This is a genomic window from Enterobacter cloacae complex sp. BZL2005 (genome assembly GCF_049238885.1).
Classification (GTDB): Bacteria; Pseudomonadota; Gammaproteobacteria; order Enterobacterales; family Enterobacteriaceae; genus Enterobacter; species Enterobacter roggenkampii.
This window is the reverse complement of record NZ_JBMKGI010000026.1, coordinates 1-13,677: the sequence shown is the minus strand read 5'-3', so window position 1 is coordinate 13,677 and position 13,677 is coordinate 1. Positions and strand designations below refer to the sequence as shown.

Below are 13,677 nucleotides of genomic sequence, written 5' to 3'. Positions count from 1 at the left end.
CAATCTTTTGTATGTCTGTACGTTTCCATTTGAGTATCCTGAAAACGGGCTTTTCAGCATGGTGCGTACATATTAAATAGTAGGAGTGCATAGTGGCCCGTATAGCAGGCATTAACATTCCTGATCAGAAACATGCTGTGATCGCATTAACTTCGATCTACGGCATCGGCAAGACCCGTTCTAAAGCCATTCTGGCTGCAGCGGGTATCGCTGAAGATGTTAAGATCAGTGAGCTGTCTGAAGAACAAATCGACACGCTGCGTGACGAAGTTGCCAAATTTGTCGTTGAAGGTGATCTGCGCCGTGAAATCAGCATGAGCATCAAGCGCCTGATGGATCTTGGTTGCTATCGCGGTTTGCGTCATCGTCGTGGTCTGCCAGTGCGCGGTCAGCGTACTAAGACCAACGCACGTACCCGTAAGGGTCCGCGCAAACCGATCAAGAAATAATCGGGGTGATTGAATAATGGCAAAGGCACCAGTTCGTGCACGTAAACGTGTAAGAAAACAAGTCTCTGACGGCGTGGCTCATATCCATGCTTCTTTCAACAACACCATCGTTACTATTACTGATCGTCAGGGTAACGCATTGGGTTGGGCAACAGCCGGTGGTTCCGGTTTCCGTGGTTCTCGCAAATCCACTCCGTTCGCAGCTCAGGTTGCAGCAGAGCGTTGCGCAGAAGCCGTAAAAGAATACGGCATCAAGAATCTGGAAGTTATGGTTAAAGGTCCGGGTCCGGGTCGTGAATCTACTGTTCGCGCTCTGAACGCCGCTGGTTTCCGCATCACTAATATTACTGATGTGACTCCGATCCCTCATAACGGTTGTCGTCCGCCGAAAAAACGTCGCGTATAACGCTCGTTTTTTAGGTTAGTTGGAGATAGAAAATGGCAAGATATTTGGGTCCTAAGCTCAAGCTGAGCCGTCGTGAGGGCACCGACTTATTCCTTAAGTCTGGCGTTCGCGCGATCGATACCAAGTGTAAAATTGAACAAGCTCCTGGCCAGCACGGTGCGCGTAAACCGCGTCTGTCTGACTATGGTGTGCAGTTGCGTGAAAAGCAAAAAGTTCGCCGTATGTACGGTGTGCTGGAGCGTCAGTTCCGTAACTACTATAAAGAAGCAGCACGTCTGAAAGGCAACACAGGTGAAAACCTGCTGGCTCTGCTGGAAGGTCGTCTGGACAACGTTGTATACCGTATGGGCTTCGGCGCTACTCGTGCTGAATCACGTCAGCTGGTTAGCCACAAAGCAATCATGGTAAACGGTCGTGTTGTTAACATCGCTTCTTATCAGGTTAAAGCGAATGACGTTGTTAGCATTCGTGAGAAAGCGAAAAAGCAATCTCGCGTGAAGGCCGCTCTGGAGCTGGCTGAGCAGCGTGAAAAGCCAACCTGGCTGGAAGTTGATGCTGGCAAGATGGAAGGTACGTTCAAGCGTCAGCCAGAACGTTCTGATCTGTCTGCGGACATTAACGAACACCTGATCGTCGAGCTTTACTCCAAGTAAAGCTTAGTACCAAAGAGAGGACACAATGCAGGGTTCTGTGACAGAGTTTCTAAAACCGCGCCTGGTAGATATCGAGCAAGTGAGTTCGACGCACGCCAAGGTGACCCTTGAGCCTTTAGAGCGTGGCTTTGGCCATACTCTGGGTAACGCACTGCGCCGTATTCTGCTCTCATCGATGCCGGGTTGCGCGGTGACCGAGGTTGAGATTGATGGTGTACTTCATGAGTACAGCACCAAAGAAGGCGTTCAGGAAGATATCCTTGAAATCCTGCTCAACCTGAAAGGGCTGGCGGTGAGAGTTCAGGGTAAAGATGAAGTTATTCTTACTCTGAATAAATCTGGCATTGGCCCTGTGACTGCAGCCGACATCACCCACGACGGTGATGTTGAAATCGTCAAGCCGCAGCACGTGATCTGCCACCTGACCGATGAGAACGCAGCTATTAGCATGCGTATCAAAGTTCAGCGCGGTCGTGGTTATGTGCCGGCTTCTGCCCGAATTCATTCGGAAGAAGATGAGCGCCCAATCGGCCGTCTGCTGGTCGACGCATGCTACAGCCCTGTAGAGCGTATTGCCTACAATGTTGAAGCAGCGCGTGTAGAACAGCGTACCGACCTGGACAAGCTGGTCATCGAAATGGAAACCAACGGCACAATCGATCCTGAAGAGGCGATTCGTCGTGCGGCAACCATCCTGGCAGAACAACTGGAAGCTTTCGTTGACTTACGTGATGTTCGTCAGCCGGAAGTGAAAGAAGAGAAACCAGAATTCGATCCGATCCTGCTGCGCCCTGTTGACGATCTCGAATTGACTGTCCGCTCTGCTAACTGCCTCAAGGCAGAAGCTATCCACTATATCGGTGATCTGGTACAGCGTACCGAGGTTGAGTTGCTGAAAACGCCGAACCTGGGTAAAAAATCTCTTACCGAGATTAAAGACGTGCTGGCTTCACGTGGTCTGTCTCTGGGCATGCGCCTGGAAAACTGGCCACCGGCAAGCATTGCTGACGAGTAACCGGATCACAGGTTAAGGTTTTACTGAGAAGGATAAGGTCATGCGCCATCGTAAGAGTGGTCGTCAACTGAACCGCAACAGCAGCCATCGCCAGGCTATGTTCCGCAACATGGCAGGTTCACTGGTTCGTCATGAGATCATCAAGACGACCCTGCCTAAAGCGAAAGAGCTGCGTCGCGTAGTTGAGCCGCTGATTACTCTTGCCAAGACTGACAGCGTTGCTAATCGTCGTCTGGCATTCGCCCGTACTCGTGATAACGAGATCGTGGCAAAACTGTTTAACGAACTGGGCCCGCGTTTCGCGAGCCGTGCCGGTGGTTACACTCGCATTCTGAAGTGTGGCTTCCGTGCAGGCGACAACGCGCCGATGGCTTACATCGAGCTGGTTGATCGTTCAGAGAAAGCAGAAGCTGCTGCAGAGTAATCTGCAGTAACGTAAAAAAACCCGCTCCGGCGGGTTTTTTTATATCCGCGATATCCCCACTTCTCTACAATATCTGTATCAATTCTGTTCATCCTCTGGAGCGGGTAATGTGGCTGCTTGACCAGTGGGCAGAACGCCATATTCGTGATGCCCAAAAAAAAGGTGAATTCGACGATCTTCCGGGATGCGGCGAACCCCTTATGCTTGACGATGACTCGCATATTGCGCCTGAATTACGCGCGGGATACCGTTTACTAAAGAATGCAGGCTGTCTCCCTCCTGAACTCGAACAGCGCAGAGAGGCTGTTGAACTTGTCGATCTGCTAAAAGGGATCCGTCAGGACGATCCGCGACATTCTGAAATTAGCCGCCGCCTCGCCCTGCTTGAACTTAAACTGCGTCAGGCAGGAATGAACACTGACTTTCTGCACGGTGAATACGGTGAACGCTTGTTGCGGAAAATAAACGAGGAGTAGTTATGTACCGTATCGGTGAACTTGCGAAGCTCGCGAACGTCACACCGGATACCATCCGATATTACGAAAAGCAGCAGATGATCGATCATGAAGTTCGTACTGAAGGTGGCTTCCGACTTTATACCGATAACGATCTGCAGCGCCTGCGGTTTATTCGGTATGCGCGCCAGCTCGGTTTCACATTAGATTCGATCCGCGAGTTATTATCGATCCGCATCGATCCGGCACATCACACCTGTCAGGAGTCGAAAAGCATTGTGCAGGCCCGGTTGGATGAAGTTGAAGCACGCATTCAGGAATTGCAAACCATGCAGCGCTCTCTGCAAAGGCTGAATGATGCTTGTTGTGGCACGGCCCACAGCAGTATTTATTGTTCCATTCTGGAAGCCCTTGAACAGGGGGCCAGTGGGAAAACCGAGGACTGTTGATTTTTAGTCCAACCGGGTCTAGACTCCCGTCGACATAAACCATGCTCAGGAGAATTTATGAGCCGCTATCAGCACACGAAAGGACAGATTAAAGACAATGCCATTGAGGCACTACTCCATGACCCGCTATTCAGACAGCGCGTTGAGAAGAATAAAAAAGGGAAAGGAAGTTATCTGCGTAAAGGCAAGCATGCAAAACGGGGTAGCTGGGAGGCCAGTGGCAAACAAGCGAATCGCTTATTTACCACTGGCCTTCCTGCTTTAAGCTTCTGATTAAACGCGCTTGTTCTGCTCTTTTAACAGATCGCGAATCTCACTCAGCAGCACTTCTTCTTTTGTCGGTGCAGGCGCTGCTGCCGGCTCTTCTTTTTTACGGTTGAGTTTATTGATCAGCTTTATAGCCATAAAAATGGCAAACGCTACAATCACGAAATCAAATACGTTCTGAATAAATACACCGTAGTGCATCACGACTGCCGGTACATCACCCTGTGCTTCACGCAACGTGAAAGCGAACTGTTTGAAATCAATGCCCCCGATCAGCAACCCTAAAGGTGGCATGATAATGTCGGCCACTAATGATGAAACAATCTTGCCGAATGCTGCACCAATAATGACACCCACTGCCAAATCCACCACGTTTCCGCGCATCGCAAATTCGCGAAATTCTTTAATAAAACTCATTTTGTTCTCCTTGTGCCAGCTGACGACTATAAGTTTAACAAATGATTAGCTAATTGCCATTCGTGATAATTAAACGTTATGCAAAATAAAAGGCACAGAAATGAGAAGGATAAAGAGCGGGTACCCCATTGAGAGCACCCGACACATTAAAGGAAGAATGGGCTTGGCTGGAATAAACGTTCGACGTCGGTAATAAACTTTTTATCGGTAAGGAACATAATAACGTGATCGCCTTGCTCAATGCGCAAATTATCATTGGCAATCATGACATCATTCCCGCGCACGACAGCACCAATAATGGTGCCCGGTGGCAGCTTAATTTCGTCTATCGAACGGCCCACGACGCGTGATGTAGTTTCATCTCCGTGCGCTACGGCTTCAATGGCTTCCGCTACCCCGCGACGAAGCGATGATACCCCAACAATATCCGCTTTACGCACATGGCTCAGTAACGCGGAAATTGTCGCCTGCTGCGGCGAAATGGCAATATCAATGACGCTGCCCTGAACCAGATCAACATAGGCTTTGCGCTGGATAAGCACCATGACCTTCTTTGCCCCCATACGTTTCGCGAGCATGGCGGACATTATATTCGCTTCGTCGTCGTTGGTGACGGCAATAAAAAGATCAACTTGATCAATATGCTCTTCAGCCAGCAACTCCTGATCTGACGCATCGCCATAAAATACGATCGTATTTTGCAGTTTTTCCGCCAGTTCAGCCGCTCGCTGCTGATCGCGTTCGATCAATTTTACGCTGTAATCTTTTTCAAGCCGGTGTGCCAGACCGGCACCAATATTGCCGCCGCCGACCAGCATAATGCGTTTATAGGGTTTTTCGAGACGCTGAAGTTCACTCATCACCGCACGAATATGCTGTGAAGCCGCAATAAAGAAGACTTCGTCCCCGGCTTCGACAATCGTAGAGCCCTGCGGGCGGATAGGTCTGTCGTGGCGGAAAATAGCCGCGACGCGCGTATCAATATGCGGCATATGCTCGCGCATGGTGGACAACGCGTTGCCAATCAACGGGCCGCCGTAATAGGCCTTAACGACGGCCAGGCTCACTTTACCTTCGGCAAAGTTCACCACCTGCAGGGCGCCCGGATATTCGATCAGACGGTAGATATTGTCGATCACCAGCTGTTCTGGCGCGATAAGATGGTCAATAGGAACTGCTTCTGAATTAAACAGTTTCTCAGCATCGCGGACATAGTCCGGAGAGCGGATGCGCGCGATTCGGTTTGGCGTGTTAAAAAGCGAGTAGGCCACCTGACAGGCCACCATATTGGTTTCGTCAGAACTGGTCACCGCAACCAGCATGTCGGCATCGTCAGCGCCCGCCTCACGAAGAACGCGCGGGTGCGAACCATGACCCTGCACAACGCGCAGGTCAAATTTGTCCTGTAAAACACGCAGGCGATCGCCGTTGGTATCCACGATGGTGATATCGTTGTTTTCGCCAACCAGATTTTCCGCCAGCGTTCCACCAACCTGTCCTGCGCCCAGAATGATAATCTTCATCTCTCGTGACCTGTTCTCAACATCACTCTTTGATTAGCTTAGCGTAAAAGAAGCCATCACCTTCTTCTGCACCCGGCAGATTCTGCTGACCCGGGCATTCAGGCGTTCCCGTATCGTGCAGCGCCGCGTCCGGGGTTCGTTTAAGGAAGGCCGCGATTTGCTGACTGTTTTCTTCCGGCAGTACTGAACAGGTTGCATAGACCAGCGTGCCGCCGGGTTTGAGATGCTGCCAGATGGCGTCAAGGATGTCGGATTGCAGTTGGGCAAGCTCACTAATATCACGATCGCGACGCAGCCACTTGATATCCGGATGACGACGAATCACGCCAGTTGCAGAGCAGGGGGCATCCAGCAAAATGCGATCGAATTGTGCTTCGCCACACCATTCTGCGGGTTTGCGTCCATCGCCTTGCTTAACCTGTGCCTTCATGCCCAGGCGCTTGAGGTTGTCGTAGACGCGTGAAAGACGTTGCTCATCAACGTCCACTGCCATCACGCTGGCCTGCGGAGCCACTTCAAGAATATGCGTCGTTTTGCCCCCTGGTGCGGCGCAGAGATCCAAAATCTGCTCACCGTTTTTAGGTTCGAGCCAGGTCATGCAACCCTGAGCAGAGGCATCCTGTACGGTTACCCAGCCTTCATCAAAACCGGGTAATGCATGTACCGGTGCAGGCGATGCTAAGCGCACGGCATCAGGGTATGCGTCATGGGTGAAGCCGCTCATTCCAGCGTCTTCGAGTAATGCCAGCCATGCGTCACGGGTGTGGTGATTACGATTCACGCGTAACCACATTGGCGGACGCTGGTTGTTGGCATCGGCAATGTCCTGCCACTGCTGCGGATAAGCTTTTTTCAGGCGCTTCAACAGCCAGTCCGGATGCAGGAAGCGCGCTTCATTTTGGGCAAATTCAGCCAGAAGCTCGTCCTGCTGTCGCTGGAACTGACGCAATACGCCGTTGATCAGCCCTTTCAGCTGAGGACGTTTAATCGCAACGGCACCTTCCACCGTCTCTGCCAGCGCGGCATGAGGTGGGATGCGGGTATGAAGAAGCTGATAAAAACCCACCATAATTAAATAATGTACGGTGCGCTGCTTGCCCGTCATTGGGCGGGACATCAGCTTGTTAATCAACCACTCAAGCTGAGAGAGTGTGCGCAGGACGCCAAAGCAGAGCTCTTGAAGCAGGGCTTTATCTTTATCAGAGACTTTTTGCTGCAGGGGAGGCAGGACGTTGCTCAGTGACTGGCCCTGCTCGATAACCTGCTCGACGGCCTGGGCCGCCATACTGCGTAGATTTTGTTTTTTCATAACCGTAAAAATAAAAATGCCCGGAAACACCGGGCCTTAAGAATAAATTTGCTCAGGCAAGGCGATTGCCAGGGATAAACCATTCGCGACGGGAATTTAGTAGATCCTGAGCACTCATGGCTTTCTTACCGGCCGGTTGGAGCGATTCAAGATTCAAAATACCTTGCGCAGTCGCCACCTGGATGCCGTTCTTGCTGGCATCAATAATCGTACCGGGTTCCGCCGTAGTCGCACCGCTAATGACGGAGGCTTTCCAGACTTTTACTGGCTGCTCATCAATTTCCAACCAGCTCATCGGCCACGGATTAAAAGCGCGAATGCAACGTTCAAGTTGAGCGGCTGACAGGGACCAGTCGATCCGCGCTTCTTCTTTGCTCAGCTTTTCGGCGTAGGTTACCAGCGCGTCGTCCTGAACTTCTGGTTTTGCCGTATTGTCAGCAAGCTGCTGAAGCGTCTCGATGAGCCCTTGTGGGCCAAGCTCTGCCAGTTTGTCATACAGCGTGGCGCTGGTATCGTCTGACGTAATGGGGCAGGCCAGTTTATAGAGCATGTCGCCGGTGTCTAAACCTACGTCCATCTTCATGATGGTCACGCCCGTTTCGGCATCACCCGCCCACAGCGCGCGCTGGATAGGTGCTGCACCACGCCAGCGTGGGAGCAGGGACCCATGAACGTTGATACAACCCAGACGCGGCATATCAAGCACGGCTTTTGGCAAAATTAAACCGTAAGCCACCACCACCATTACGTCGGCATTCAGGTCAGCAACCAGCTGCTGATTTTCCTGCGGGCGCAGCGATGCGGGCTGAAAAACAGGAAGCCCATGCTCTTCTGCCAGCACCTTGACCGGGCTCGGCATCAGTTTTTTGCCGCGACCAGCAGGACGGTCCGGTTGGGTAAAGACGCCAACAACCTGGTGACCAGACGATAACAGCGCGTCAAGATGACGCGCTGCAAAATCAGGGGTTCCCGCGAAGATAATACGTAGTGATTTAGACACGATGATCCTTGTATCCGGTGGGACGTTATGCGCGAGAACGCAAACGATCCAGTTTCTCTACTTTCTGACGAATACGCTGCTGTTTCAGCGGCGAGAGATAATCGATAAACAGTTTACCGACCAGGTGATCCATCTCATGCTGAATACAAATCGCCAGCAGATCGTCTGCCTCCAGTTCGAACGGATTACCGTCACGATCCAGAGCGCGAATTTTCACTTTCTCAGCACGCGGCACTAACGCACGCTGTTCTGGAATAGACAGACAGCCTTCCTCAATACCGGTTTCGCCACTCTTTTCAAGCAGCTCTGGGTTGATCAGCACCAGACGACCATCGCGATTCTCAGAAACGTCGATCACGATAATACGCTTGTGAATGTCCACCTGCGTTGCCGCCAGGCCAATGCCTTCTTCGGCGTACATGGTATCGAACATATCATCAACGATACGCTGGATTTCTGCATTCACTTCTTTAACCGGTTCAGCGACGATGCGAAGGCGCTCGTCCGGAATATGTAATACTTGCAAAACTGCCATAAATTTCCAGAGTCGTGTTCAGGAGTTGATAAGAATACTCCCTCTATTCTAGACAAATCCCCCATCGATTGACAGCATCAGTGACCAATCGCAATGATTGCGGAGACCGCTTATGGCAGGGGAAAGGATGACATCTACCGAGATTTGGCTACGGCTCATGCACACAGGTTCTTTGTGTGGTGATGTCATGGTGGAAGCGGCTGCACGACTGCAGAGGCAGGAAGGCATCGACACGCTTGTTCTGAGAAACACTGGTTTGACAGCAAAGCAGGCTGAACGGTTCGTTGCGCTCAATGAGAGTGAGCTGGAACGTAGCCTGGTATGGCTTGAGCAGCCGGGTCATCATTTATTAACGGCCAACCATCCCCTTTATCCCCCTTTGCTCCGCACAATCCCTGATTATCCCGGAGCATTATTCATAAAAGGTAACCCCGAGACGCTTAATACCGTTCAGCTGGCGGTGGTAGGCAGTCGTGCGCCGTCATGGTACGGCGAGCGGTGGGGGAAAATCCTGTGCGAACAACTTTCACAAAGTGGTTTCACGATCACCAGCGGGCTGGCCTGTGGTATTGACGGCGTTGCCCACAGCGCGGCGCTGTCAGTAAAAGGACGAAGTGTCGCGGTGCTGGGAAACGGTCTTTTTAGTATTTATCCGCGTCGGCATCAGGCATTGGCGATGCGGCTTATTGAGTCTGACGGCGCGATAGTGTCTGAGTTTCCGCTTTCCGCGCAGCCCCGACCGGCAAACTTTCCGCGTCGTAATCGAATCATCAGCGGCCTTAGCAAAGGCGTGCTGGTGGTCGAAGCCGCGCGGCGAAGCGGTTCGCTGGTCACGGCACGGTGTGCGCTCGAACAGGGACGAGAAGTCTTCGCTTTGCCCGGCCCGATAGGTAATCCGGGATGCGAGGGACCGCACTGGCTGATTAAGCAGGGGGCAACACCGGTAACGGAAGTCGGGGACATTCTTGAAAATTTGCAATATGGGCTGCAATGGCTGCAGGAAGATCCCGAAAAGCGACAATATTCATCAGATCAGGGAAAGGTGGCATTGCCATTTCCCAAGCTCCTGGCTAACGTAGGAGATGAGGTAACACCTGTTGACGTTGTCGCTGAACGTGCCGGCCAACCTGTGCCAGTAACGGTAGCACAGCTACTCGAACTGGAGTTAGCAGGGTGGATCGCAGCTGTACCCGGCGGCTATGTCCGATTAAGGAGGGCATGCCATGTTCGACGTACTGATGTATTTGTTTGAGACTTACATCCATAACGAAGCAGAAATGCGAGTGGATCAGGACAAGTTGACACAGGATCTTACCGATGCGGGATTTGAGCGGGAAGATATCTACAATGCGTTGATGTGGCTGGAAAAACTGGCTGATTATCAGGAAGGCCTTGCCGAACCGATGCAGCTTGCTTCTGACCCATTGTCAGTACGCATTTATACCGCTGAAGAGTGTGAACGGCTGGACGCCAGCTGCCGGGGATTCATTTTATTCCTTGAGCAGATTCAGGTGCTAAACCTCGAAACGAGAGAAATGGTGATAGAACGCGTCATGGCGCTGGATACCGCAGAATTTGAACTGGAAGATCTCAAATGGGTGATCCTGATGGTTCTGTTTAATATCCCGGGCTGTGAAAATGCCTATCAGCAAATGGAAGAATTACTCTTTGAAGTGAATGAAGGTATGCTGCACTAATTCAATGTGCAGCACCAAGAGTTGTTATGGCCAAATCAGCACTGTTCACGGTGCATAAAAACGAGCCCTGCCCGCAGTGCGGGGCTGAACTTGTTATTCGGTCCGGGAAACACGGCCCGTTTCTCGGTTGTTCTCACTATCCGGAATGTGATTATGTTCGTCCTCTGAAAAGCCAGGCGGATGGACATATCGTTAAAATTCTGGAGGGGCAGCTTTGTCCTCTTTGCGGTGGCGAACTCGCGCTACGCCAGGGGCGTTTCGGCATGTTTATTGGATGTAGCCGCTACCCGGAATGTGAACATACGGAACAAATTGATAAGCCAGATGAAACGGCGATTGCGTGTCCTCAGTGTCAGCGCGGTCAGCTGGTACAGCGCCGTTCCCGTTATGGTAAGACCTTCCATTCGTGCGATCGCTACCCTGACTGCCAGTTCGTTATCAATTTTAAGCCGGTAGCGGGAATCTGCCCTCATTGCAATTATCCGCTACTGATAGAGAAGAAAACCGCGCAAGGCATTAAACGCTTCTGCGCCAGTAAACAATGTGGAAAGCCGGTTACGGCGGATCAAAATAGTGAATAATAACCTGCCATCAGGCTCCATTGCGCATGCAGTGGACGTACTGAAAAATGAAGAAGTCATCGCCTATCCAACTGAAGCTGTTTTTGGGGTCGGTTGCGATCCTGACAGCGAAACGGCTGTGAGCCGTCTGCTTACTCTGAAACAAAGACCCGTCGAGAAAGGGCTTATTTTGATCGCTGCGAATTACGAGCAGCTTAAGCCCTATATTGATGACTCTATGCTAACCCCAGCACAGCGCGAGACAATCTTCTCCGCATGGCCTGGACCAGTAACCTTCGTCTTCCCGGCTCAGCCTACAACGCCGCGCTGGTTAACCGGACGCTTTGACTCCCTTGCCGTTCGCGTCACTGATCATCCGCTGGTGGTGGAGCTGTGCCTGGCATTTGGTAAACCACTGGTCTCAACCAGCGCCAACCTGACCGGGCAGCCGCCTTGTCGGACAACTGAAGAAGTGCTGGCGCAGTTCGGGAATGACTTCCCTGTCGCTGTTGGTGAAACGGGAGGGCGCCTGAATCCGTCTGAGATTCGCGACGCTTTGACCGGCGAACGTTTTCGCCAGGGGTAATCTCATGGAAACCTATGCTGTTTTTGGTAATCCGATTGCACACAGCAAGTCACCGTGGATTCATCAGCAATTCGCGGAGCAGCTGCAGATAGATCATCCCTATGGGCGCGTACTGGCGCCAGTGGATGCCTTTATCCCAACGCTGGAGGCCTTTTTCGCCGCGGGGGGCAAAGGCGCGAATGTGACGGTCCCGTTTAAAGAAGAAGCATTCGAACGTGCAGATGAGCTGACCGAGCGCGCTTCACTTGCAGGTGCAGTCAATACCCTAAAACGGCTTGAGGATGGACGCCTTCTGGGTGACAACACCGACGGGATTGGTTTACTTAGCGATCTGGAAAGACTCTCCTTTATCAAACCCGGATTCCGGGTTCTGCTGATTGGCGCGGGTGGTGCATCGAGGGGCGTTCTGTTGCCTCTGCTTTCCCTGGACTGTTCAGTGACCATTACTAACAGAACCTTTTCCCGGGCAGAAGCGCTGGCGGCGTTGTTTGCGCATACCGGCAGCGTGAGCGCGGTAGCGCTTGACGATCTTGCTGAACGTGAGTTCGATCTTGTCATTAATGCCACATCCAGCGGCATCAGTGGCGAGATCCCGGCGATCCCCGCTTCGCTGGTCAGTGCGCACATGTACTTCTATGACATGTTCTATCAGAAAGGTAAAACGCCTTTCCTGAACTGGTGTGAACAACACGGCGCGAAACAGTTAGCCGATGGGCTGGGAATGCTGGTGGGGCAGGCTGCGCATGCTGTACTGCTCTGGCACGGGGTGCTGCCTTCAGTCGAGCCAGTCATTGAAAAGCTAAAGCAGGAGCTTTCGGCGTGAATCAGGCTATTCATTTCCCGGACAGAGAGAGCTGGGATGAGCATAAGCAAGCGGTCTGTTTTCCGGTGCTCGTGCAGGGTATGCAGCTTACCTGTGCCATCCACGGGGAAACGCTGTTGCATCGTTTTGGCGGCACAGACCCGATAGCCGTATTTTGTGAAAACCGCTGGGATCTCGAAGAGGAAGCCAGCGATTTAATCCGCGAACAGCAGGAAGACGATCAGGGCTGGGTTTGGCTATCCTGATCCAAATAATCATTCTTCCATTTTACGTAGTTGTTTGCCGAGTATTTTAATCCTTCGATCTCCGCCTCCTTCAGGGGGCGGATCTGTTTTACCGGGCTTCCCAGATAGAGATAGCCGCTCTCCAGCCGTTTGTTCTGCGGGACCAGGCTACCGGCGCCAATCATCACGTCATCTTCTACTATGACGCCATCCAGTAAAATCGACCCCATGCCAACAAGTACGCGATTTCCGACAGTGCAGCCGTGAAGCATGACTTTATGGCCGACGGTAACATCTTCTCCAATAATGAGGGGATTGCCTTCCGGGTTATAGGACGATTTGTGCGTGACGTGCAGAACGCTACCGTCCTGAATATTGGTTCGCGCGCCAATAGACACATAGTTAACGTCTCCCCTGATGGCAACGAGTGGCCAGATACTAACGTCATCGGCCAGTCGGACATCACCAATGACCACACTACTGGCGTCGATCATCACGCGATCGCCTTGTTTGGGGAACAGATCTTTATAAGGACGTAATACTGCAGACATAACTACCTCTGAGAATGAGCGCTATACAGAAGACTTTGATCGTATTCGTCGATCGAGGCAAGGCAAAATACGTCAATATTTAAGCAGATCGGGCGGGATTTCAGCGAAAAGCACGGAAAATCAGCAGTCGGAAAAAAAGATCTAAAAAATACTTGTGCTAAAAATTGGGATCCCTATAATGCGCCTCCATCGACACGGCGGATGTGAATCACTTCACAGACAACGCAGTCGGTTGAAGAGAAAAAATCCTGAAATAACGGGTTGACTCTGAAAGAGGAAAGCGTAATATACGCCACCTCGCAACGGTGAGCGAAAGCCGCGTTGCACTGCTCTT

The 13,677-nt window shown here is 51.7% G+C and carries 20 protein-coding genes; 14 read left to right on the top strand and 6 right to left on the bottom strand.

Annotation, left to right across the window (positions count from 1 at the left end; translation table 11 throughout):
• Positions 1–92 precede the first annotated feature (92 nt).
• From rpsM to ACOTXI_RS23355, 8 genes are all read left to right on the top strand, one after another.
• Positions 93–449 (top strand): 30S ribosomal protein S13, encoded by a 357-nt coding sequence (gene rpsM / locus ACOTXI_RS23390; protein WP_008503488.1) that lies wholly within the window; start codon positions 93–95, stop codon positions 447–449.
• A 16-nt stretch (positions 450–465) separates the two neighbouring features.
• The gene (gene rpsK / locus ACOTXI_RS23385) at positions 466–855 is read left to right on the top strand and encodes a 30S ribosomal protein S11 (protein ID WP_003863312.1); all 390 of its coding nucleotides are present in this window, start codon (positions 466–468) and stop codon (positions 853–855) included.
• 32 nt (positions 856–887) lie between these two features.
• Positions 888–1,508, top strand: a complete 621-nt coding sequence (gene rpsD, locus ACOTXI_RS23380) for a 30S ribosomal protein S4 (RefSeq protein WP_004868345.1) — start codon at positions 888–890, stop codon at positions 1,506–1,508.
• Between the two features lie 25 nt (positions 1,509–1,533).
• A complete protein-coding gene (locus ACOTXI_RS23375) occupies positions 1,534–2,523 on the top strand; it encodes a DNA-directed RNA polymerase subunit alpha (protein WP_002919219.1) in 990 nt (329 codons plus the stop codon).
• A 40-nt stretch (positions 2,524–2,563) separates the two neighbouring features.
• Positions 2,564–2,947: a 50S ribosomal protein L17 gene (gene rplQ / locus ACOTXI_RS23370; protein WP_001216368.1), complete on the top strand. Its 384-nt coding sequence runs from the start codon at positions 2,564–2,566 to the stop codon at positions 2,945–2,947.
• A 107-nt stretch (positions 2,948–3,054) separates the two neighbouring features.
• Complete coding sequence (locus ACOTXI_RS23365) at positions 3,055–3,423, top strand: DUF1992 domain-containing protein (RefSeq protein WP_008503486.1); 369 nt, start codon at positions 3,055–3,057, stop codon at positions 3,421–3,423.
• A 2-nt stretch (positions 3,424–3,425) separates the two neighbouring features.
• Positions 3,426–3,851, top strand: coding sequence for a Zn(2+)-responsive transcriptional regulator (gene zntR / locus ACOTXI_RS23360; protein ID WP_008503485.1), 426 nt, complete (start codon positions 3,426–3,428; stop codon positions 3,849–3,851).
• Positions 3,852–3,908: 57 nt separating this feature from the next.
• Positions 3,909–4,124 carry an alternative ribosome-rescue factor A gene (locus tag ACOTXI_RS23355; protein ID WP_008503484.1) on the top strand — a complete coding sequence of 72 codons (216 nt, stop codon included), beginning with the start codon at positions 3,909–3,911 and terminating at the stop codon, positions 4,122–4,124.
• On the opposite strand, the gene mscL is transcribed toward ACOTXI_RS23355, so the two are convergent.
• The 5 genes from mscL to def all read right to left on the bottom strand — a co-directional run bounded on the left by mscL (position 4,125) and on the right by def (position 8,902).
• Entirely contained in the window at positions 4,125–4,535 is a 411-nt protein-coding gene (gene mscL / locus ACOTXI_RS23350) for a large-conductance mechanosensitive channel protein MscL (RefSeq protein WP_008503483.1), read from the bottom strand. It lies immediately after the preceding gene.
• A gap of 146 nt (positions 4,536–4,681) precedes the next feature.
• Positions 4,682–6,058: a Trk system potassium transporter TrkA gene (gene trkA / locus ACOTXI_RS23345; protein ID WP_008503482.1), complete on the bottom strand. Its 1,377-nt coding sequence runs from the start codon at positions 6,056–6,058 to the stop codon at positions 4,682–4,684.
• 22 nt (positions 6,059–6,080) lie between these two features.
• On the bottom strand, positions 6,081–7,367 hold the full coding sequence (rsmB, locus tag ACOTXI_RS23340) for a 16S rRNA (cytosine(967)-C(5))-methyltransferase RsmB (RefSeq protein ID WP_032623141.1): 1,287 nt from the start codon (positions 7,365–7,367) through the stop codon (positions 6,081–6,083).
• 52 nt (positions 7,368–7,419) lie between these two features.
• Entirely contained in the window at positions 7,420–8,367 is a 948-nt protein-coding gene (gene fmt, locus ACOTXI_RS23335; protein ID WP_008503480.1) for a methionyl-tRNA formyltransferase, read from the bottom strand.
• Positions 8,368–8,392: 25 nt separating this feature from the next.
• Positions 8,393–8,902, bottom strand: a complete 510-nt coding sequence (def, locus tag ACOTXI_RS23330) for a peptide deformylase (RefSeq protein WP_008503479.1) — start codon at positions 8,900–8,902, stop codon at positions 8,393–8,395.
• A 127-nt stretch (positions 8,903–9,029) separates the two neighbouring features.
• On the opposite strand from def, the gene dprA reads away from it, so the two are divergent.
• From dprA to ACOTXI_RS23300, 6 genes are read left to right on the top strand one after another with little or no spacing between them, the layout of a single operon-like run.
• Complete coding sequence (dprA, locus tag ACOTXI_RS23325) at positions 9,030–10,154, top strand: DNA-protecting protein DprA (protein ID WP_032623139.1); 1,125 nt, start codon at positions 9,030–9,032, stop codon at positions 10,152–10,154.
• The gene (smg, locus tag ACOTXI_RS23320) at positions 10,126–10,599 is read left to right on the top strand and encodes a DUF494 family protein Smg (protein WP_008503477.1); all 474 of its coding nucleotides are present in this window, start codon (positions 10,126–10,128) and stop codon (positions 10,597–10,599) included. Before dprA ends, smg begins: the two co-directional genes overlap by 29 nt.
• A 26-nt stretch (positions 10,600–10,625) precedes the next feature.
• Positions 10,626–11,180 (top strand): type I DNA topoisomerase, encoded by a 555-nt coding sequence (locus tag ACOTXI_RS23315; RefSeq protein ID WP_008503476.1) that lies wholly within the window; start codon positions 10,626–10,628, stop codon positions 11,178–11,180.
• Positions 11,173–11,745: an L-threonylcarbamoyladenylate synthase type 1 TsaC gene (tsaC, locus tag ACOTXI_RS23310; protein ID WP_008503475.1), complete on the top strand. Its 573-nt coding sequence runs from the start codon at positions 11,173–11,175 to the stop codon at positions 11,743–11,745. The genes ACOTXI_RS23315 and tsaC overlap by 8 nt, the downstream gene beginning before the upstream one ends.
• A gap of 4 nt (positions 11,746–11,749) precedes the next feature.
• Positions 11,750–12,568 (top strand): shikimate dehydrogenase, encoded by an 819-nt coding sequence (aroE, locus tag ACOTXI_RS23305; RefSeq protein WP_008503474.1) that lies wholly within the window; start codon positions 11,750–11,752, stop codon positions 12,566–12,568.
• On the top strand, positions 12,565–12,813 hold the full coding sequence (locus ACOTXI_RS23300; RefSeq protein ID WP_008503473.1) for a DUF1488 domain-containing protein: 249 nt from the start codon (positions 12,565–12,567) through the stop codon (positions 12,811–12,813). The genes aroE and ACOTXI_RS23300 overlap by 4 nt, the downstream gene beginning before the upstream one ends.
• Here ACOTXI_RS23300 and ACOTXI_RS23295 read toward each other — a convergent pair.
• Entirely contained in the window at positions 12,789–13,343 is a 555-nt protein-coding gene (locus ACOTXI_RS23295) for a gamma carbonic anhydrase family protein (RefSeq protein WP_008503472.1), read from the bottom strand. The two genes, ACOTXI_RS23300 and ACOTXI_RS23295, sit on opposite strands and share 25 nt — an antisense overlap.
• Between the last annotated feature and the right edge of the window lie 334 nt (positions 13,344–13,677).

Coding starts and splice junctions, on each gene's coding strand:
- rsmB (WP_032623141.1), bottom strand. CDS start 7,367: ATGAAAAAACAAAATCTACGCAGTATGGCGGCCCAGGCCGTCGAGCAG.
- ACOTXI_RS23295 (WP_008503472.1), bottom strand. CDS start 13,343: ATGTCTGCAGTATTACGTCCTTATAAAGATCTGTTCCCCAAACAAGGC.
- rpsD (WP_004868345.1), top strand. CDS start 888: ATGGCAAGATATTTGGGTCCTAAGCTCAAGCTGAGCCGTCGTGAGGGC.
- ACOTXI_RS23375 (WP_002919219.1), top strand. CDS start 1,534: ATGCAGGGTTCTGTGACAGAGTTTCTAAAACCGCGCCTGGTAGATATC.
- rpsK (WP_003863312.1), top strand. CDS start 466: ATGGCAAAGGCACCAGTTCGTGCACGTAAACGTGTAAGAAAACAAGTC.
- def (WP_008503479.1), bottom strand. CDS start 8,902: ATGGCAGTTTTGCAAGTATTACATATTCCGGACGAGCGCCTTCGCATC.
- mscL (WP_008503483.1), bottom strand. CDS start 4,535: ATGAGTTTTATTAAAGAATTTCGCGAATTTGCGATGCGCGGAAACGTG.
- dprA (WP_032623139.1), top strand. CDS start 9,030: ATGACATCTACCGAGATTTGGCTACGGCTCATGCACACAGGTTCTTTG.
- ACOTXI_RS23315 (WP_008503476.1), top strand. CDS start 10,626: ATGGCCAAATCAGCACTGTTCACGGTGCATAAAAACGAGCCCTGCCCG.
- rplQ (WP_001216368.1), top strand. CDS start 2,564: ATGCGCCATCGTAAGAGTGGTCGTCAACTGAACCGCAACAGCAGCCAT.
- aroE (WP_008503474.1), top strand. CDS start 11,750: ATGGAAACCTATGCTGTTTTTGGTAATCCGATTGCACACAGCAAGTCA.
- ACOTXI_RS23365 (WP_008503486.1), top strand. CDS start 3,055: ATGTGGCTGCTTGACCAGTGGGCAGAACGCCATATTCGTGATGCCCAA.
- trkA (WP_008503482.1), bottom strand. CDS start 6,058: ATGAAGATTATCATTCTGGGCGCAGGACAGGTTGGTGGAACGCTGGCG.
- ACOTXI_RS23355 (WP_008503484.1), top strand. CDS start 3,909: ATGAGCCGCTATCAGCACACGAAAGGACAGATTAAAGACAATGCCATT.
- smg (WP_008503477.1), top strand. CDS start 10,126: ATGTTCGACGTACTGATGTATTTGTTTGAGACTTACATCCATAACGAA.
- zntR (WP_008503485.1), top strand. CDS start 3,426: ATGTACCGTATCGGTGAACTTGCGAAGCTCGCGAACGTCACACCGGAT.